At 50.2% G+C, this 17,637-nt stretch carries 18 protein-coding genes; all 18 read left to right on the plus strand.

Annotated features, from left to right (window positions below; translation table 11 throughout):
• The first annotated feature begins 18 nt into the window (after positions 1 to 18).
• Positions 19 to 1,713, plus strand: coding sequence for a 30S ribosomal protein S1 (gene rpsA, locus V5F23_RS07870; protein ID WP_042728079.1), 1,695 nt, complete (start codon positions 19 to 21; stop codon positions 1,711 to 1,713).
• Between the two features lie 200 nt (positions 1,714 to 1,913).
• On the plus strand, positions 1,914 to 2,192 hold the full coding sequence (locus V5F23_RS07875) for a hypothetical protein (protein ID WP_212803532.1): 279 nt from the start codon (positions 1,914 to 1,916) through the stop codon (positions 2,190 to 2,192).
• A gap of 144 nt (positions 2,193 to 2,336) precedes the next feature.
• Positions 2,337 to 2,630: an integration host factor subunit beta gene (gene ihfB / locus V5F23_RS07880; protein WP_042728077.1), complete on the plus strand. Its 294-nt coding sequence runs from the start codon at positions 2,337 to 2,339 to the stop codon at positions 2,628 to 2,630.
• Between the two features lie 24 nt (positions 2,631 to 2,654).
• On the plus strand, positions 2,655 to 2,894 hold the full coding sequence (locus V5F23_RS07885; RefSeq protein WP_042728076.1) for a LapA family protein: 240 nt from the start codon (positions 2,655 to 2,657) through the stop codon (positions 2,892 to 2,894).
• Positions 2,895 to 3,102: 208 nt separating this feature from the next.
• Positions 3,103 to 4,179 carry a dTDP-glucose 4,6-dehydratase gene (gene rfbB / locus V5F23_RS07890; protein ID WP_042728075.1) on the plus strand — a complete coding sequence of 359 codons (1,077 nt, stop codon included), beginning with the start codon at positions 3,103 to 3,105 and terminating at the stop codon, positions 4,177 to 4,179.
• On the plus strand, positions 4,176 to 5,072 hold the full coding sequence (rfbD, locus tag V5F23_RS07895; protein ID WP_338497911.1) for a dTDP-4-dehydrorhamnose reductase: 897 nt from the start codon (positions 4,176 to 4,178) through the stop codon (positions 5,070 to 5,072). Before rfbB ends, rfbD begins: the two co-directional genes overlap by 4 nt.
• Entirely contained in the window at positions 5,069 to 5,947 is an 879-nt protein-coding gene (gene rfbA / locus V5F23_RS07900; protein ID WP_042728073.1) for a glucose-1-phosphate thymidylyltransferase RfbA, read from the plus strand. Before rfbD ends, rfbA begins: the two co-directional genes overlap by 4 nt.
• A gap of 161 nt (positions 5,948 to 6,108) precedes the next feature.
• The gene (locus tag V5F23_RS07905; protein ID WP_042728072.1) at positions 6,109 to 7,176 is read left to right on the plus strand and encodes a Wzz/FepE/Etk N-terminal domain-containing protein; all 1,068 of its coding nucleotides are present in this window, start codon (positions 6,109 to 6,111) and stop codon (positions 7,174 to 7,176) included.
• 40 nt (positions 7,177 to 7,216) lie between these two features.
• Entirely contained in the window at positions 7,217 to 8,212 is a 996-nt protein-coding gene (gene rfbC / locus V5F23_RS07910) for a dTDP-4-dehydrorhamnose 3,5-epimerase (RefSeq protein ID WP_338497913.1), read from the plus strand.
• 57 nt (positions 8,213 to 8,269) lie between these two features.
• Positions 8,270 to 9,391 (plus strand): DegT/DnrJ/EryC1/StrS family aminotransferase, encoded by a 1,122-nt coding sequence (locus tag V5F23_RS07915; protein WP_042728070.1) that lies wholly within the window; start codon positions 8,270 to 8,272, stop codon positions 9,389 to 9,391.
• Between the two features lie 6 nt (positions 9,392 to 9,397).
• Positions 9,398 to 10,669: an O-antigen translocase gene (locus V5F23_RS07920; RefSeq protein WP_338497914.1), complete on the plus strand. Its 1,272-nt coding sequence runs from the start codon at positions 9,398 to 9,400 to the stop codon at positions 10,667 to 10,669.
• 5 nt (positions 10,670 to 10,674) lie between these two features.
• Positions 10,675 to 11,676, plus strand: a complete 1,002-nt coding sequence (locus V5F23_RS07925) for a glycosyltransferase family 2 protein (protein WP_338497915.1) — start codon at positions 10,675 to 10,677, stop codon at positions 11,674 to 11,676.
• A gap of 6 nt (positions 11,677 to 11,682) precedes the next feature.
• Positions 11,683 to 12,858, plus strand: coding sequence for an O-antigen polymerase (locus tag V5F23_RS07930; protein WP_338497918.1), 1,176 nt, complete (start codon positions 11,683 to 11,685; stop codon positions 12,856 to 12,858).
• 53 nt (positions 12,859 to 12,911) lie between these two features.
• Complete coding sequence (locus V5F23_RS07935) at positions 12,912 to 14,045, plus strand: NAD-dependent epimerase/dehydratase family protein (protein ID WP_042728067.1); 1,134 nt, start codon at positions 12,912 to 12,914, stop codon at positions 14,043 to 14,045.
• Between the two features lie 10 nt (positions 14,046 to 14,055).
• Positions 14,056 to 14,622 carry a serine O-acetyltransferase gene (locus V5F23_RS07940; RefSeq protein WP_042728066.1) on the plus strand — a complete coding sequence of 189 codons (567 nt, stop codon included), beginning with the start codon at positions 14,056 to 14,058 and terminating at the stop codon, positions 14,620 to 14,622.
• The gene (locus tag V5F23_RS07945) at positions 14,619 to 15,617 is read left to right on the plus strand and encodes a hypothetical protein (protein ID WP_338497921.1); all 999 of its coding nucleotides are present in this window, start codon (positions 14,619 to 14,621) and stop codon (positions 15,615 to 15,617) included. The genes V5F23_RS07940 and V5F23_RS07945 overlap by 4 nt, the downstream gene beginning before the upstream one ends.
• Positions 15,614 to 16,594: an NAD-dependent epimerase/dehydratase family protein gene (locus V5F23_RS07950; protein WP_338497922.1), complete on the plus strand. Its 981-nt coding sequence runs from the start codon at positions 15,614 to 15,616 to the stop codon at positions 16,592 to 16,594. The genes V5F23_RS07945 and V5F23_RS07950 overlap by 4 nt, the downstream gene beginning before the upstream one ends.
• A gap of 11 nt (positions 16,595 to 16,605) precedes the next feature.
• A complete protein-coding gene (locus tag V5F23_RS07955) occupies positions 16,606 to 17,631 on the plus strand; it encodes a glycosyltransferase family 4 protein (RefSeq protein ID WP_212803539.1) in 1,026 nt (341 codons plus the stop codon).
• Positions 17,632 to 17,637: the final 6 nt, after the last annotated feature.

Here is a 17,637-nt window from a genome sequence, read left to right on the forward strand (position 1 = left end):
CAATCATCAGGAATTAAAATGAGCGAAAGCTTTGCGGAACTCTTTGAAGAAAGCCTAAAAACCCTGAACCTTCAGGCTGGCTCCATCATCACCGGTGTTATCGTCGATATCGATTACCAGGCTCGCTGGGTAACCGTTCACGCTGGTCTGAAGTCTGAAGCACTCATCCCGCTTGAGCAGTTCTACAACGACGCTGGCGAACTGAACATCAACGTCGGTGACGAAGTTCACGTTGCGCTGGACTCGGTTGAAGACGGCTTTGGTGAAACCAAGCTGTCCCGTGAAAAAGCCAAGCGTGCTGAATGCTGGATCGTTCTGGAAGCGGCTTTCGCAGCTGAGGAAGTGGTCAAGGGCGTTATCAACGGTAAGGTTAAAGGCGGCTTCACTGTCGACGTTAACGGCATCCGTGCGTTCCTGCCAGGTTCCCTGGTTGACGTCCGTCCAGTGCGCGACACCACGCACCTGGAAGGCAAAGAGCTGGAATTCAAGGTCATCAAGCTGGACCAGAAGCGCAACAACGTTGTCGTTTCCCGTCGCAGCGTCCTGGAAGCCGAGAACTCCGCCGAGCGTGAAGCTCTGCTGGAATCGCTGCAGGAAGGCCAGCAGGTCAAGGGTATCGTCAAGAACCTCACCGACTACGGCGCATTCGTTGATCTGGGCGGCGTCGATGGCCTGCTGCACATCACCGACATGGCCTGGAAGCGTATCAAGCATCCTTCGGAAATCGTCAACGTTGGCGACGAGATCGATGTCAAGGTTCTGAAGTACGATCGCGAGCGCAATCGTGTTTCCCTGGGCTTGAAGCAACTGGGTGAAGACCCATGGGTTGCTATCAAAGCCCGTTACCCAGAAGGCACCCGCGTCACCGCTCGTGTTACCAACCTCACCGACTACGGCTGCTTCGCTGAGCTGGAAGAAGGCGTTGAAGGCCTGGTACACGTTTCCGAAATGGACTGGACCAACAAGAACATCCACCCTTCGAAAGTCGTACAAGTCGGCGACGAAGTGGAAGTCATGGTTCTGGACATCGACGAAGAGCGTCGTCGTATCTCCCTCGGCATCAAGCAGTGCAAGTCCAACCCATGGGAAGACTTCTCTGGCCAGTTCAACAAGGGCGATAAAATCTCCGGCACCATCAAGTCGATCACCGATTTCGGTATCTTCATTGGTCTGGACGGCGGCATCGACGGCCTGGTTCACCTGTCCGACATTTCCTGGAACGAAGTGGGCGAAGAAGCCGTACGCCGTTTCAAGAAGGGCGACGAGCTGGACACCGTTATCCTGTCGGTTGACCCAGAGCGCGAGCGCATCTCCCTGGGTATCAAGCAACTGGAAAGCGATCCGTTCTCCGAGTACGTTCAAGAGAACGACAAAGGCGCAATCGTTAAGGGCATCGTGAAAGAAGTTGACGCCAAAGGCGCCATCATCACTCTGGCCGACGATATCGAAGCGACTCTGAAAGCCTCCGAAATCAGCCGTGACCGCGTTGAAGACGCGCGCAACGTCCTGAAGGAAGGCGAAGAAGTAGAAGCCAAGATCATCAGCGTTGACCGCAAGAGCCGCGTAATCCAGCTCTCGATCAAGTCGAAAGACGTTGAAGACGAGAAAGAAGCTATCCAAAGCCTGCGCGACAAGCCAGCTTCGGACAGCGTCGCTGCTGGTCCTACCACTCTGGGCGACCTGCTGCGTGCACAAATGGAAAAACAGAACTGAGTTCTGTCAGACCATAGAAAAAGGGCGACTTCGGTCGCCCTTTTTTGTGGCCGCGATTTGCCTTGGTTTCTTAAGGAGCCGGGGTTTCACGTTGGCCATGAAACCTATCCCTTAATAAAACTGTCTCTTTTGTTATGCAGATCAATCATCTATATAACGACTAAGGGTTGCCTTGAGGTGCTGGGGTGATAGGGATTTGAATGAACAGACTCTTTCTCGTGCTGTTGGTTGCGGCCCTGGCAGGTTGCTCTACCAGTGCAAAGACGCATGCCGTGCGTGGTGTCAGTGGTATCGAGGTCGACTGCTCGGGGTTGGGTTCGGGCTGGGAAAAGTGCCAGAAGCGGGCAGCGAAGGAATGCAAGGGGGCGGGCTACAAGGTGATTACCCGATCCGATGACGCCAGGGACGACGACCAATATCCCTTCGGCTTCAATCCGGCAGGCTACCTGACTCGCACGATGCTGGTCATGTGTCGTTAGCGCCTGAAATGACGCCCATCTGCCCAAAAAAGGGGCAGGCTGAGCTTGTAGGCGATATGTCAATACTTGGGCTGTTCAAAATCCTCCGGGCATGCTAAAACCTTTGAAGCGCTGATCTAGCTGCTTGAAAAAGAAGGGAAAAATATGACGAAGTCGGAGTTGATCGAACGAATTGTCACCCATCAAGGGCTACTCTCATCCAAGGATGTAGAGCTGGCCATCAAGACAATGCTTGAACAAATGTCCCAATGCCTGGCGACTGGAGATCGTATCGAGATCCGTGGCTTCGGCAGCTTTTCCCTGCATTACCGCGCTCCTCGGGTGGGTCGCAACCCCAAGACCGGTCAGTCCGTCAGCCTCGACGGTAAATTCGTCCCTCATTTCAAGCCGGGCAAGGAGCTCAGGGATCGTGTCAACGAAGAGGAGGAGGCGGATTGAAGGCTACTAACCAAGGGGCAGGCCATGCGTAATCTAAAGCGTGTTGTACTTGCCGTATTTCTGTTGCTGGTGATTCTGATTGTCCTGGCGTTCGTGCTGGAAAATCAGCAATCGGTTTCCTTGCTATTCTTAGGTTGGAGCGGGCCTGAGCTACCTGTCTCTGTAATCATCGTTCTTGCACTGTTGATGGGCATGTTAATTGGCCCATTATTGGGATGGCTTGTCACTCGTCTGATGCGATCTTCGCGAAAGCAGCTTATTTAACAAAAAAATAGGAAGGTTCCTACAGACAGCTCAGGAGTTGTCGGTCTATATCCATTAGTAAATCATTTATTTACCTGTAAAATGCACCGCTTGACCGCAACATGGCACATGTAAGCGCCAGTCGGGGTAACGAGGCCTAGGCTTCGTATTCAAGGATTAGACAGCGCTCGGTTGGCAGCCCTGTCGTCAACTCAAGGTACGGTTTCGCGTGAAAATTCTAGTCACCGGCGGCGCAGGGTTCATCGGTTCGGCCGTCATTCGGCATATCATTTCCGACACGGCTGACTCTGTCGTGAATGTCGACAAGCTGACGTATGCCGGCAATCTCGAGTCCCTGATTGATGTGTGCCAGAGTCCTCGCTATGCATTCGAGCATGTCGATATCTGCGATCGTGCAGCCATTGACCGGGTCTTGAGAGAGCATCAACCGGATGCCATCATGCACCTGGCTGCTGAGTCCCATGTGGATCGTTCCATTTCCGGGCCATCGGAATTTATCCAGACCAACATTATCGGCACCTATGTCTTATTGGAAGCGGCGCGCCATTATTGGGCCACTTTAGATGAGGCGCGCAAGCCCGGCTTTCGTTTTCATCATATTTCCACAGACGAAGTGTACGGCGATCTTGAAGGCCCCGAAGAGTTGTTCACCGAAACGACACCTTATCAACCCAGCTCTCCGTATTCGGCCAGCAAGGCAAGCTCCGATCACTTGGTACGCGCATGGGCCCGTACTTACGGTTTACCGACGCTGGTCACCAATTGTTCGAACAATTACGGCCCATACCATTTCCCCGAAAAATTGATTCCTCTGATCATCCTCAATGCACTTGAGGGGAAGCCGCTGCCCGTATATGGCAAAGGCGACCAGGTTCGGGATTGGCTTTATGTGGAAGACCACGCTCGGGCCCTCTACAAGGTCGTGACCGAGGGTGTCGTCGGCCAGACGTACAACATCGGCGGCCATAACGAGAAACAGAACATCGAGGTCGTGCGCACCCTTTGCGCCTTGCTGGATGAGTTGCGTCCGGGCTCGCCTTACCGTCCCCATGCCGAATTGATCAGCTACGTTCAGGATCGCCCTGGCCACGATCAGCGTTACGCCATCGATGCGAGTAAAATTCAACGGGAGTTGGGCTGGGTGCCTGAGGAAACGTTTGAAAGTGGCATTCGCAAGACTGTGGAGTGGTACCTGAACAACACCGAGTGGGTGGCGCATGTAAAGAGCGGAAGCTACCAGCAATGGATTGACCAGCACTACAACGATCCTTCGAGTGAATCATGAAGATCCTTCTGCTTGGGAAAAACGGGCAGGTAGGCTGGGAGCTTCAACGTTCACTTGCGCCACTGGGAGATGTGATTGCACTGGATCGTCAAACAGTGGATGGGCTTTGTGGTGATTTGACCGATGTTGACGCTCTGCGTGAGACGATTCGGCAAGTCAGCCCGGACATCATCGTTAACGCAGCCGCTTACACGGCTGTGGACAAGGCTGAGCACGACGAACCTGAGCTGGCTGATCGTATAAATGGCGACGCCTGTCGGATAATGGCACAGGAAGCTGCATCGCTGGATGCCTGGCTTATTCACTATTCCACGGATTATGTCTTCAATGGCCAAGGGAGCAGGCCTTGGCAGGAAACAGATCCCACGGCACCGGTCAACCACTACGGTGCCAGTAAGCTGGCCGGCGAGCAGGCGATTATCGCATCTGGTTGCAACTACCTGATATTGCGTACGAGTTGGGTATATGGTGCTCGCGGTAATAACTTTGCCAAGACCATGTTACGTCTGGCGAAAGAACGCGAAACATTAAACGTCATTGCCGATCAAATTGGCGCGCCAACTGGGGCGGATCTCATTGCTGATGTCACTGCCCTGGTGATTCGGCGACTGGATGAAGGGGCGGGCTCTAGCGGCATTTATCATTTGGCCGCGAGTGGAGAGGTTTCCTGGCACGGCTACGCCAGTCACGTCATCGATTTCGCCCGTAGCCATGGCGAGCCGTTGATGGTAAGCGCAGTAAATCCCATCGAAACCAATGCTTATCCAACCCCGGCAAAACGCCCGCTGAACTCACGCTTGAATACCCAGAAACTGCGCGATCAATTTTCACTGCATCTGCCGGATTGGCAGAGCGGCGTCACCCGAATGCTTAGGGAAGTAATGAATAAATGACAACAACAAACCGTAAAGGGATCATTCTCGCTGGTGGATCGGGCACTCGGTTGCACCCATTGACGCTCGGTGTATCGAAACAGATGTTGCCGATCTACGATAAGCCGATGATTTTTTATCCGCTTTCAGTGCTGATGCTTGCGGGGATGCGGGAGATCTTGATTATTTCCACCCCCGAAGACTTGCCTTGTTTCAAGAAGCTGCTGGGTGATGGCAGCCTTTACGGTATTCAATTGACCTACGCCGAGCAGCCAAGTCCCGATGGCCTGGCCCAGGCGTTCATTATTGGTGAAGCGTTCATCGGTAACGATCCTTGCTGCCTGATTTTGGGTGACAACATTTTTTACGGGCAACACTTTTCGGATAATTTGCGTTCGGCCACCCATCAAAAGGAAGGCGCAACAGTATTTGGTTATCACGTGTCTGATCCGGAGCGTTTTGGGGTAGTGGAGTTCGATGACTCGGGACGTGCCCTCAGCATCGAAGAGAAACCCGTCGCTCCCAAGTCAAATTACGCCGTCACTGGTCTTTATTTTTACGATAATGATGTGGTTGGCATAGCAAAGAGCATAAAGCCTTCTGCCCGCGGTGAGTTGGAAATCACCGACGTCAATCGTGTCTACCTGGAGCGCAAGAAACTCCGTGTGGAAATGCTCGGCCGCGGTTTTGCATGGCTTGACACAGGGACCCATGATTCTCTTCTGGAGGCCAGCCATTTCGTTCATACCATTGAGCAACGACAGGGCCTTAAAGTAGCTTGCCTGGAGGAGATAGCTTTTACCAACGGCTGGATAAACAGAGCGCAATTGGCTGAGCAGGCTGAACGCCTTAAAAAAACCGGATACGGCCACTATCTTTCCAAGCTTTTGAGTTAATCGATACCCATCCGCACCAGGATTCATTTCCTGTTGCTTAATAGATCTTAAGTAGCACATCGACGCAGCGACTGCTTAATGACAGTCGCTGTGGAATGGGCAGAAAACTCAAACTCGCTCTCAACAGCGTGCTGAAGTAGATAAAACAAGGCTTAAAGACTATGCAAAGTGATGCTGCGAATAATCAATACGCCAATGAATTTGATGCCTTCCAGATCGCGCGAGCGTTATGGCGCCAAGTGTGGGTCATTATCAGCGTAACCGCTATTGCCGTTGTCCTGGGGCTGATGTATGCGTTTTTCAGCGAGCGAGTCTTTGAGGCCCGCGCCTATCTGGTGCCTCCGACCCAAAGTGATATTGCCGAGTTAAATGCAGGGCGTACCAAGGAATTCGAGCTTGAGCCCTATACCATTGAGCATGTATATCGTTTATTTGTGCGAAATCTACTCTCCGAGACGCTGCGCCAGGAGTTTTTTGAAAGTACGTACCTTCCATCGCTGAGTGAAGATGAAAAAAAACGCTCGCAGGATGCGTTGTACGCCGAGTTCCTGAAGAAACTGAAGGTGACTCCGGTTACGGCTGATGAGGTGGGTCGCTACTCCGTGATTGCCCAGACGGGTAACGCAGAACAGTCAGTGGACTGGGTCAAGAAATATATCAGGCATGCAGAATTACAAGCAGTCAACGAAATCACCAAGAACGTTTCATATGAAGCCAAGGTCCGTGCCCAGAATATGGGGCGGGAGATAGATGCCAAGCGTGAAACAGGTGAGGCCATGCGCGCTGATACGTTGGTCAAATTACGAGCGTCGCTAGGCGTCGCTGAGGCGGTTGGCGTGCAGAAACCTACGATGATATTCGATGGTACCCCGAACGCGGCAACCACGAACATGACAGGGGAAATGAGCTTCTTAAGAGGCGTCGAGGCGCTTAAGGCTGAAATAAAAAGCATAGAGGGCAGGTCTTCCAATGACGCATTCCTGTCCGGCTTGAGGGACCTTCAAGCCAAGAAGAGCTTTTTTGAAAAGCTGGCAGTCACCCCCCTGAAAATCGATATGTACCGCTATGACGGCGATGTTGAAGTGCCACAAGAGGCTATCAAGCCGAAAAGAACACTTGTTGTGTTGCTGGCATTGGTCCTCGGCCTGATGCTGGGTGTCTTGGCAGCGCTTTCGGTCCATCACCTGGGCGGGAAGTCGGCAAAAAAATCTCCAGGTTATCAAGTCTGAACCCTATTTTGATGTGCCCAGTTGGTTAAGGAAACACTCCATGAAATTGCTAAAAACCGATTTGCAGGACGTAGTGATTATAGAACCGACGGTTTTTAGGGATGAACGGGGCTGGTTTTTTGAAAGTTTTAATGAACCGCGTTTTCACGACGAGCTTTCAAAGTTAGGTTTGCCCATACCCAGAAGCTTTATTCAAGACAACCATTCCTCCTCGCAGAAGGGCGTTCTTCGCGGTTTGCATTATCAGCTCGCACCCCACGCTCAGGGTAAGTTGGTCAGAGTTGTCTCGGGATCGGCCTATGACGTTGCTGTCGATATTCGCAAGGGGTCGCCCACCTATGGGAAATGGGTGGGGGCCGAGCTAAGCGCAGAAAACCATCGCATGCTGTGGATTCCTGAAGGATTCGCACACGGCTTTGTAGCGTTGGAAGATAACACGCACTTTTTATACAAGACCACGGATGTCTACAGTAAAGAACTTGAGCGCAGCATCAAGTGGGACGACCCTGATTTAGGCATCGACTGGCCTGCTGGGGCTGATTTTATTATCAGTGAAAAAGACAGGCAGGCGAGCCCGTTGAAAGACGCTGATCTTCCAAGTCTGTATACCCCCGGCAGTACTCAAGCGCTGACGCTGGACATTATTGGGGATAGCCGAGGAAGTCTGATCGCCTTGGAAAAGTCGAGTCAGATACCATTTGAGTTTAGACGCGTCTATTATATTTTTGGCACGCAACCTGAGGTCAGCAGAGGGTTTCATGCGCACAAAGATCTTCGTCAACTGGCCGTGTGTGTTTCGGGAAAGTGCCGGATGTTGATGGATAACGGCGTGACGAAGGAAGAGATCTGGTTGGACTCGCCGACAAAAGGGGTTCTGATCAATAATCTTGTCTGGCGGGAAATGCATGATTTTAGCCCGGACTGTGTGTTGGTCGTATTCGCCAGCCATGAATATGACGAAAAAGACTATATTCGAAATTACAAAGAATTTACTAATTTAGTAGCCGCCGCTGCCGTATCCAATGAGGCTGTTTGATCCCGGCTTGCTCTTGAAGCCAGCTGATTTGATCTATACGCAAAGAACAGGTGTTTAATGATTGAGTTTCTAAGTTTGAAAGATGTAAACGCGGCCTACGCTTCCGAACTCAAAGCTGCCTGTGCGCGAGTCATCGATTCTGGCTGGTATATTCAAGGAAAAGAGCTGGAGGCCTTCGAGAGTGATTTTGCGAAGGCGTGTGGCGTGCAATTTTGTCTTGGCGTAGCGAATGGGCTGGACGCGCTGACGCTAACCTTGAGAGCGTGGAAGCTCCTCGGCAGGTTGACCGAAGGCGATGAAGTGATCGTCCCTGCCAACACTTATATAGCGAGTGTCCTGGCCATTACCGAAAATGGCTTGACCCCTGTGCTCGTTGAGCCTGATGAAACCTTGAACATTTCGCCGGCGTTGATAGAGTCTTCTATCGGCCCCAAAACCAAGGCAATTATTCCCGTTCATCTTTATGGTCGCTTGGCTGATATGCCAAGTATCATGAGTATCGCAAAAAAGCATAATCTTTTGGTTTTGGAGGACTCCGCACAGGCGCACGGTGCGAGTATTGACGCAAAAGTGGCCGGTAGTTGGGGCGATGCAGCCGGATTCAGCTTCTATCCAGGGAAAAATCTCGGCGCACTGGGTGATGCTGGGGCGATTACCACGAATGACCCGGAACTGGCTACAGTACTAAAAGCACTACGCAATTATGGCTCTCACGAGAAATACAAGAATATCTACCAAGGTGTCAACAGCCGGCTTGATGAAATACAAGCCGCAATGTTGAGCGTTAAATTAAAATATCTGTCGACTGATATTCAAAGTCGCAGAAAGATTGCGCGTGCGTACAGTGACGGTATCCGTAATGCTGCGATCCGTCTGCCCATCCAGGAAAATGTGTCTCCCTTGGATTTTGAAGGCCATGTCTGGCATCTTTATGTTGTTCGCTGCCAGCACCGTGATGCTTTGCAGAAGCACTTGGCTGCATCAGGTATCCAGACATTGATACATTATCCAATACCTCCGCATAAACAGCTTGCTTACAAAAACTGGAATAGCCAGTCGTTCCCGTTAACCGAGAGGATACACGACGAGGTACTCAGCCTTCCGATTGGTCCCACCATGACCCTCGAAGACGCGAGCGCTGTGATTGATGCCTGCAATAGTTTTAATGGCCTTGGTTGAAGGCTAATGACGCTGATAAAAACAAGTCTGCTTAACGGGGTTGCCGTACTCGTTAAAATGTTGACGTTGCTTGGAATAAATAAAGTCCTGGCCATCTACGTTGGTCCTGTGGGTTATGCAGCGCTTGGGCAGTTTCAAAACGCTATTCAAATGATCACTACTTTTGCCAGTGGTGCTATTAATACAGGTGTTACGAAGTACACGGCGGAATATCATTATAACGAGGACAAGCAGCACGCCGTCTGGCGGAGTGCTGGGACTATAGCCTTGTTAGGCTCACTGCTTTGCAGTGTCGTTATAATGATATTCAGTGATGAGCTGGCGGTTGCATTTCTAAAGAACTCCGACTTTGCCGGTGTCTTCAGATGGTTTGCGGCTACGCTGGTATTCTTTACATTAAATGCGCTTTTGCTGGCGATACTTAACGGTAAAAAAGATCTGCTTCGTTACGTTTTCGCAAATATTGCTGGAAGCGTCTTTGCCTTTCTAGTAACTACGGCTTTATCAATGTATTTCGGCCTGTATGGCGCGTTGATAGCTCTGGCTATTTATCAATCAATTAGTTTTTTTGTGACTCTTGTTATTTGTCTGAAAGCGCCTTGGTTTCGCTTTAACTATATGGTGGGGCGCGTCGATTATGCAGTGGCCAAAAATTTTCTGAAATATACGGCCATGGCCCTTACATCAGCTATTTGCGTACCGGTCAGCCATATCTTCGTGCGAAACTACCTGGGTTCATCATTTGGTTGGGATGCGGCCGGCTACTGGGAAGCCATGTGGCGTCTTAGTGCCGCCTACCTCATGCTCGTAACAACGACCCTCAGCGTTTATTATTTGCCCAGGCTTTCTGAATTGGAAAGCCGGGAAGCGATAAGAGCGGAAGTTCTATTGGGCTACCGTGTCATATTGCCCTGTGCCGCGTTGTGCGGACTGATTATCTTTGTCTTGCGTGACTTCATCATACATGTGTTGTTTACAGCGGATTTCCTGCCCATGAGGAGTCTTTTCGCCTGGCAGATCGTTGGCGATACTCTCAAGATAGGTAGCTGGATCCTTGCTTATGTCATGCTGGGTAAGGCCATGTTCAAGCTCTTTATCTTTTCCGAAGTGTTTTCTGCAATTTCTTTTTATGTCATGACGGTCGTTTTTACAAAATTATTGGGCTTGGAGGGAGTGTCTCTGGCTCACGCGGTGAACTATGCAGTTTACTGGGCGTTGTTAATGCTGTTCGTTACGATGGAGTTGAAGAAAGTGAAAGCTGACGGGCTAGTTGGCTGAATGATTTGCTGGATAATGGTTTTTCTGTTGAGGCGCTTGCGTTGAATATTTATAATCCAAAAGTTTCTGTGATGATCATTACTTACAATCAGCAGCATCTGATTGCGGAAACGATCGAGAGTGTATTGACGCAAGACTATGACAATTTCGAGATTGTGGTAGCAGACGACGCCTCTACAGACGGTACGCGCGAAGTTATTCTGGACTTTTATAATAAATATCCTGATGTGATTGTGCCGGTCTTGAATGAGAAGAATCTCGGCATTACCGGCAACTCCAATGCGGCTTTTTTTGCCTGCAGCGGAGAGCTGGTCGCAGTGCTAGGTGGCGATGACCTGTTTTTACCCGGGAAGTTGAAGGCCCAGGTGGCGCTTTTCGAGGATCCCAAGGTCGTACTGTCTTACCATCCTGTGGATATTTTTAATCACGCTGATGGTGCGTTGATTTTTCGTACCAATACTACTGAAAAAGAGCGAATCAATAACGTCCACGATTTAATATCGAAGGGGGGTATTCCAGGTGCTTCTTCGGTCATGGTTAGACGTTCTGCGTGTCCTACGCACGGCTTCGATCCGCTCTTTCCCGTCGTTTCAGACTGGATCTTTTATATTGAAGTCGCGTTGCAAGGCGAAATTCGTGAACTCCCGGGTGTCTATGGCAAGTATCGTAAGCATGGTCTAGGGGCTAGCGACAGGACATTCGAATTGCTGCAAGAGTCTCTGCTGACCGTCGATCTCATTGCCGAACGTTATGAACATGATCCGGCCATTAGGGAAGCGTGCCAGCAAGGTGGCTACCGTTATCTTCTAGGTGAGCTTTTCAGGCAGGTTGTTAAGAAGAACAAGGCCAACGTCGAGGCGCTGCGTCCGTTATTCCTGAAGTACTCATCCGGAAACAAACGAACAATGACCAATTTGCTTTTTGGGATTCTGCGTCGCCCCATGATTTTCAATGTTGTTTCGGGGGTGCTGCCCCGGCTGAAAAATGCCCTAAAGCGACAGGTATAAACGACTATGCTGAACCCTGCATTTGTTTATATTGCCATGTGGTCGCTGGTCCTGTTGCTGTATTTTTTTGACTTGACCACAAATTTGGTCTCCCCCTCGGCGGTGGGACTGATGGTGATAGTCATGAATATGGTCAGCATATTGTTATTGTATTTGCTTTTAAGGGGGCGGAAAAAGATCGAAGTTCCCAGTGAGGCACAGGCCGATTTTTATATAAGTGTCGTGTCGCGTTTTTTAATGTTGTTAGGGTGTGTGTGGTTTCTTGGCACCGCTTTCGAGATTTATTATTCGGGGGGAGTGCCTCTTTATTGGCGCTTGGTAGGTATTAATAAACTGTACACCGAGTTCGGTGTGCCTTCCCTCCATGGAGTCATGAATGCCTGCTATCTGCAGGTGCTGTCAATGGCGACTTATTTGTCTATAAAAAAACACTCCAAAAAAATGGCTGTATTGATTCTGGTTCTTTTGCTATGGCCGGTGTTGATGCTGGGCCGCGGTATTCTGCTGAGTGGATTGATTCAGGTCGTTTGTGTTGCATTGCTACTGACGAAGGTATCCTCTAAGAAGATACTTTCGCTGGCTGTCGTCGCTGTAGCGGTTGTGGTGATTTTTGGCTACTTGGGTGATATGCGGCAAACCTCAAACCCCTTTGCCTATTTGGTATCTGGTCAATCCGGAGAAGTGTTTGATGCCTTGCCCAGCGGTTTTCTCTGGTTTTACGTCTACCTGACAGCAGGGCTCAGTAATTTTTTCCATAACATTGATACTGTGATTCCAAACTGGTCGGTATCCTATTCGATGTCCAATATGCTGCCTTCGATTGTGAAGGCGTATTTTGAGTTGGATGCCAGGAACGATCTGTTCACGTTTGTGGATAACAATTTGAATACCTCTACCATTTATGCAGGCTTCGTATCGGACACCGGGGCTTTGGGTGGCTTTATATTTGTTGCGCTGATTCAATTGGTTTGCTGCTGTGTATACAAAGTCTCGCTCAGGGGGCGACCCTGGGGGATCTTTGCTTATTCGGTAGCCTTTCAGATTCTCGTGTTTTCAATTTTCTATGATATGTTTTTCCTGTTGCCGACATTGTTCCAATTTTTTATTTGCTGTTCTCTGTATGTTTTTGCCGGCCTCCGTTCCGGTAGACATGAAAAATACGCGCGGCAAGACGCACCCTAAGCGCCCATGTCAGACGCAAAGATGTTTTACTGTTGATGGATAGAGGTACCGTTATGAAAAAGATTCTAATCACTGGTGGTGCAGGGTTCATAGGTTCGCACCTCGTTCCCAAACTGTTGAAAACGAACCATACCGTTAGAATTCTGGATCCTCTAACCGTTCAGGTGCATGGCAGTCTACCTGTTGACCTCGATTGGTTGAATGGTGAAGGCATCGAGTTCATTCGCGGAAGTGTCACTTCGCGAGAAGATTGGACAAAGGCGCTTGAAGGCGTTGACGGCATCGTCCATTTGGCGGCAGAAACCGGCACTGGTCAATCGATGTACGAGATTGCCCGCTATAACGAGGTTAACTCCCAAGGCACTGCCTTGATGTTTGACGTCCTGGGCAAGTTACCGGCGCATCGTGTTAAGAGAATCATTCTCTCCTCAAGTCGTTCGGTATATGGAGAGGGGGCCTATATCAACCCTCTCACTCAACAGCGTGTATGCCCGACCGCTCGTTCCGCTGACGCGCTGAGTAAACAAATGTGGGAACCTCTTTGCCCCTTTACAGGCGATGCATTGCAACTTGTACCGACGAAGGAAACGGATCTGATCGCCCCGTCCTCGTTCTATGCAGCGACCAAGTATGCGCAAGAGGATCTTGTCAGGATTGGCAGTCAGTCAATGGGCATAGATTATACGATTTTCCGTTTGCAGAATGTTTACGGTGAGCGACAGTCGCTCAATAATCCGTACACTGGCATATTGTCCATATTTTCCACCAAGATTCGTCGCGATACCGTTCTTCCACTTTTCGAAGATGGCCTCGAGAGCCGCGATTTTGTGCATGTCGATGATGTGACAGATGCGTTGGTTGCGGGTTTGCTTGTTGAAAAATCACCCAATACCGTCGTTAATGTGGGTAGCGGGATTGCCACTTCTGTTAAGGAAGTCGCCGAGGAGTTGACAGTCGCGTTTGGGAAAAAACCGAATGTTCAAGTGACCGGGCAGTTTAGAGTTGGCGATATTCGTCATAATTACGCTGATATTGAACGGTTGAATAAGTTGCTCGGTATTCATCCCAAGATTACGCTGAAAGAAGGTCTCAAGCGCTTCGCTGAGTGGGTGCTCCAGCAGCCGTTGCCAGAGGATCAGCTGGAAAAGGCTAATCAAGAATTACGCGCTCGAAAGTTGATGAATTAAGGAGCTCGCCATGGAGCAGGACAACCCGGGTTTGTGGCGTCTGTTGTGCGCAGACATTGAGAGGCAGAGGGCACTATTCAAGGCTCCTGCGACCAGGTCAAAGATGAAGTTGGTGTTGGCTATGGTTTCTCCTAGATTTGCTCCCGTGCTGCTCTACAGGCTAGCATATTCAATGAATTCCAACGGGCTGAAAATAATCGGCCGGTTTTTTTCCTTGTTGAATTACACCGTCTTTGGGATAGAAATAGCGGTTGCCTGCAAAATTGGTCCGGGCCTGTTTTTCCCCCATACCCAGGGAACCGTTATCGGTGCTGTCAGCGTAGGCGCAAACGCTGTTATCTATCAAGGCGTGACGCTGGGCGCCAAGGATCTGGATTTTACCTACGACGCGGACCACCGTCCCGTTATTGGTAACGATGTGGTAGTCGGTGCCGGGGCGAAAGTGCTGGGGGGGATAACGGTGGGCGATAATGTTACGGTGGCCGCCAACTCGGTGTTGCTGACGAGCATGCCGGCAAATGTCATCGTCGCCGGCATGCCTGCAAAAATCGTTAAACAGCGAGCGACGTTGGTGTGAATGAATTGTTAAAGAATAAAAACGTCTTATACGTGGCTCCGATGTTTTTTGGTTATGAGTCCGAGATAAAGGGAGAACTGGAGCAACAGGGCGCCAGCGTCACTTTTCTATTGGACCGTCCATTCGAATCGCCTTTTCTAAAGGCGCTCACAAAGTTTCGTCACGCGTGGGTAATCGGCGCTGCCGATCGATATTATGAACGACAGATGAGCTCCGTTCATACGGAGTTTGACTACGTTTTTGTTGTCAATGGACAGACGCTCTCTGCGAAAACACTTTCTGCGTGGCGTGAACGGTATCCAAAGGCAAAATTTATCCTATATATGTGGGATTCTTTTTCCAATCGACAACAGACGCTTCATAATCTAAAGTATTTTGATAGTGTGTTTACCTTCGATAAAAATGATGCTGAAAAGTACAATGTCAATTTTCGACCTTTATTTTTTTCTGCGGGTTTTAATGCTGTCGTCGAGACGAAGACAGAATACGATATAAGTTTTATCGGTACAGCACACACCGATCGGTTTTTTATTGTCGATAAAATAGATCGCCAATTGGATGCGTCAACAAGAAGATATTGGTATCTTTACTTGCAGGCCAACTGGGTTTATTGGTTCTATCGCTGCTTTAATCGCGCCTATCGGAATGCCAGGAAAAGTAATTTCAAATTCGCGTCGATACCCAAGTCTGAGGTTCAGCGTGTTTTTAACGTTTCAAATGCGATACTCGATATAGAGCATCCTCAGCAGACGGGGTTGACCATGCGTACGTTGGAAACATTAGGGGCAAGGAAGAAGCTGGTTACCACCAATGCAAGCGTTAAACAGTACGATTTTTACGCTGAAGATAATATTCTTGTCATTGATCGTTGGGAACCCGTTATCAGCAGGGCGTTTCTTGAACGGCCTTATAGGGCTGTTGATCCTCATATTTATCATCGCTATAGCCTGGCCGGCTGGCTTGATGAAATTATTATGCTGGTGAACAAAAAATGAAAATCCTAGTGACGGGGGCAAGTGGCTTTATTGGGCGTTCTTTGTGTCTTGATCTTCAGGCAAAGGGGTTTGCCGTGCGTGCGCTTATGCGCAAGCCTTCGGCGGCCGCCGCAGATTATGAATGCCTGTTCGGTGAGCTGGACAATGAAGAGTTCCTTTCCGAAGCGTTGTCTGGCGTAGATATCGTTGTCCATCTCGCGGGCAGGGCGCATCAATTTGGCAAAGCCGCCAAGGATGTCTCGGCGATGTTCAAGGTGAACAGAGACTTCACCTTGAGGCTCGCCTCCATTGCGGAGCAGCGCGGAGTCAAGCGCTTTATTTTCGTCAGTTCTATTGGTGTCAACGGGGTCGAAACCGGATTAGCGCCTATTGACGAAACCAGCCCTGCCACCCCCGTCAAGGATTATGCTTTATCCAAGTACGAGGCCGAAGTCGCCCTCAGCCGTGCATACATAGAGGGTGCCAGTGGGATGGAATTGGTTATTATCCGTCCGCCCCTTGTTTATGCGGCCAATGCGCCGGGTAATTTCCAACGTCTGTTGAAACTCGTCAGGAGCGGTTTGCCCTTGCCCTTTTCTGGGGTCGCCAACCGAAGAAGCATGATCTCTCTTGATAATTTGACTGATTTTATACGCGTGTGCGCCATTCATCCCGATGCCGCTGGAGAGTTATTTCTTGTATCCGACGGTGACGACCTCGCCTTGCCGGAAATCATTGATGCTCTTTCTGTTGGCATGGGGAAGCGGCCCCGGGTTTTCTATTTTCCTGTCAAGCTCATTTATGCGGCCGGCCACCTCGTCGGTAAGCGTGCTTTGGTAACCCAGTTGTGTGGATCTTTCGTTGTCAACCCCGCAAAGGCGATGAAACTATTAGGGTGGACACCACCTTTTTCTTCTCGCAATGAGCTTGTCAGGTCGGCACGGGAGTTTATGTTGTCCGCAGAAAAGTGTCGTTCAAGACCGGAACAGTCTGAATAAAGGAGTTTTTAATGCTGTGGTTCGTTTTGCCGGTTATCGCGATTGCTTCCTTCCTGCTGACCTGGGTCCTGCGTCGGTATGCATTGGCTCGCAGTCTTATAGACGTACCTAATGCCCGCAGTTCCCATACTGCACCCACGCCCAGAGGCGGCGGGGTGGCAATTGTCCTATGCTTTTTCGCAGCGGTGGCGGCATCGTTTTTCCTGGGCATCCTGCCATTGAATCCGGTCGCGGCGCTCTTAGGGGCAGGGTCGTTGGTGGCTATCCTGGGTTTTCTGGATGATCATGGTCATATTGCTGCGAGATGGCGCCTGTTGGGTCACTTTATCGCCGCGTTTTGGGCGTTATACTGGGTCGGTGGCCTTGCACCGCTTTCCATGTTCGGCATGAACGTGGAGTTGGGTGTTTTTGGTTATGTGGTTGCGGCGTTGTTTCTGGTCTGGATGTTGAATCTTTATAATTTTATGGATGGTATCGACGGGATCGCCAGTGTCGAGGCTATAACGGTCTGCCTGAGTGCTGCGCTGCTAGGTGGGTTGCAGGGTGCTGGCAACGTTGTCGGTCCGTTGCTGCTTGCCAGTGCTGTGCTGGGCTTCCTGTGCTGGAATTACCCGCCTGCGAGGATTTTCATGGGCGATGCCGGGAGTGGTTTCCTGGGTATCACGTTGGGCATTTTTGCACTTCAGTCTGCCTGGATATCGTCTGATCTGTTTTTTGCCTGGCTGATCTTGCTCGGCGTTTTTATCGTGGATGCAACAGTGACGCTGATTCGCCGTCTACTGAGAGGAGAAAAGCTCTACGAAGCTCATCGCAGCCATGCCTACCAATTCGCCTCGCGGCATTACAAGCAACATTTGCCTGTGACATTGACAGTGGGGGCACTTAATCTGCTGTGGCTGCTGCCTATGGCTTTTCTGGTGGTCGAGGGGGTTGTGCAAGGCGTTGTTGGGGTACTGGTAGCGTATGTACCTTTGATTTTACTGGCACTGAAGTTTCGAGCTGGCTTGGCAGAGGGTACTCAGCAGAAACTGGTTTAGGTTTCT

Origin of the sequence: Pseudomonas sp. WP18, assembly GCF_036689585.1 — a bacterium.
In the GTDB taxonomy this organism is placed as follows: Bacteria; Pseudomonadota; Gammaproteobacteria; order Pseudomonadales; family Pseudomonadaceae; genus Aquipseudomonas; species Aquipseudomonas chlororaphis_E.

What these genes read in the sequence shown, in the direction of transcription:
- rpsA (WP_042728079.1), top strand. Translation starts at nt 19, where the DNA reads ATGAGCGAAAGCTTTGCGGAACTCTTTGAAGAAAGCCTAAAAACCCTG.
- V5F23_RS07875 (WP_212803532.1), top strand. Translation starts at nt 1,914, where the DNA reads ATGAACAGACTCTTTCTCGTGCTGTTGGTTGCGGCCCTGGCAGGTTGC.
- ihfB (WP_042728077.1), top strand. Translation starts at nt 2,337, where the DNA reads ATGACGAAGTCGGAGTTGATCGAACGAATTGTCACCCATCAAGGGCTA.
- V5F23_RS07885 (WP_042728076.1), top strand. Translation starts at nt 2,655, where the DNA reads ATGCGTAATCTAAAGCGTGTTGTACTTGCCGTATTTCTGTTGCTGGTG.
- rfbD (WP_338497911.1), top strand. Translation starts at nt 4,176, where the DNA reads ATGAAGATCCTTCTGCTTGGGAAAAACGGGCAGGTAGGCTGGGAGCTT.
- rfbA (WP_042728073.1), top strand. Translation starts at nt 5,069, where the DNA reads ATGACAACAACAAACCGTAAAGGGATCATTCTCGCTGGTGGATCGGGC.
- V5F23_RS07905 (WP_042728072.1), top strand. Translation starts at nt 6,109, where the DNA reads ATGCAAAGTGATGCTGCGAATAATCAATACGCCAATGAATTTGATGCC.
- rfbC (WP_338497913.1), top strand. Translation starts at nt 7,217, where the DNA reads ATGAAATTGCTAAAAACCGATTTGCAGGACGTAGTGATTATAGAACCG.
- V5F23_RS07915 (WP_042728070.1), top strand. Translation starts at nt 8,270, where the DNA reads ATGATTGAGTTTCTAAGTTTGAAAGATGTAAACGCGGCCTACGCTTCC.
- V5F23_RS07920 (WP_338497914.1), top strand. Translation starts at nt 9,398, where the DNA reads ATGACGCTGATAAAAACAAGTCTGCTTAACGGGGTTGCCGTACTCGTT.
- V5F23_RS07930 (WP_338497918.1), top strand. Translation starts at nt 11,683, where the DNA reads ATGCTGAACCCTGCATTTGTTTATATTGCCATGTGGTCGCTGGTCCTG.
- V5F23_RS07935 (WP_042728067.1), top strand. Translation starts at nt 12,912, where the DNA reads ATGAAAAAGATTCTAATCACTGGTGGTGCAGGGTTCATAGGTTCGCAC.
- V5F23_RS07940 (WP_042728066.1), top strand. Translation starts at nt 14,056, where the DNA reads ATGGAGCAGGACAACCCGGGTTTGTGGCGTCTGTTGTGCGCAGACATT.
- V5F23_RS07950 (WP_338497922.1), top strand. Translation starts at nt 15,614, where the DNA reads ATGAAAATCCTAGTGACGGGGGCAAGTGGCTTTATTGGGCGTTCTTTG.
- V5F23_RS07955 (WP_212803539.1), top strand. Translation starts at nt 16,606, where the DNA reads ATGCTGTGGTTCGTTTTGCCGGTTATCGCGATTGCTTCCTTCCTGCTG.